Genomic DNA, 507 nt, shown 5'->3' with positions numbered 1-507 from the left:
GAACGTTACGAACTGCCAAAACCAACGCTGTTTAATTATATATTGTTTTTGTTGAGAGGACTGTATGAATCTTCATACATAAGTCATGTTGATGACAACTTCTCGTTTGAACAGTTTAGCGAACTTTTGTCATTGATAATACCGTTCTTCGAATTACAGCTTAGAGATGTGCAAAGTCTATTGCAACGGTTAATTTCTACATGTCATCATACATCGGATGACCGAAAGCCTGACATGTTTTTGATGGCAATCATAATCGGTAAAAGTAAAGGTGAAACAATAAGGCAGGAACAGCTCATAAAGTGTTGTCGTGAGACTATTGAATCAATAAAAACGGGGCTCTTAAATTTAGGTTTTGTTAAAGTAAAAATAGATACGGCTGGAATTTTTGGCTCCAACTTTGAGGTGTTCAATTTCCCTCAAAAAGTCGGCAGGAGGAGAGTTGAAAATAAAGTTGGTGAATATGTGTTTAATGCTAATCTTTATGATTTTTTCTCTGCCAAGATC

1 pseudogene is annotated in these 507 nt (G+C 35.7%); it reads left to right on the top strand.

Features of this window, described 5'->3' with window-relative positions:
• A pseudogene (locus LG31_RS20410) lies at window positions 1-507 on the top strand (KAP family P-loop NTPase fold protein); the annotation flags it as partial.

The sequence above is a fragment of the Aeromonas lacus genome (genome assembly GCF_000764665.1).
GTDB classification, from domain to species: Bacteria; Pseudomonadota; Gammaproteobacteria; order Enterobacterales; family Aeromonadaceae; genus Aeromonas; species Aeromonas lacus.
Note: the sequence above shows the minus strand (reverse complement) of the source record. Positions and strands in the feature narration are given on the sequence as shown.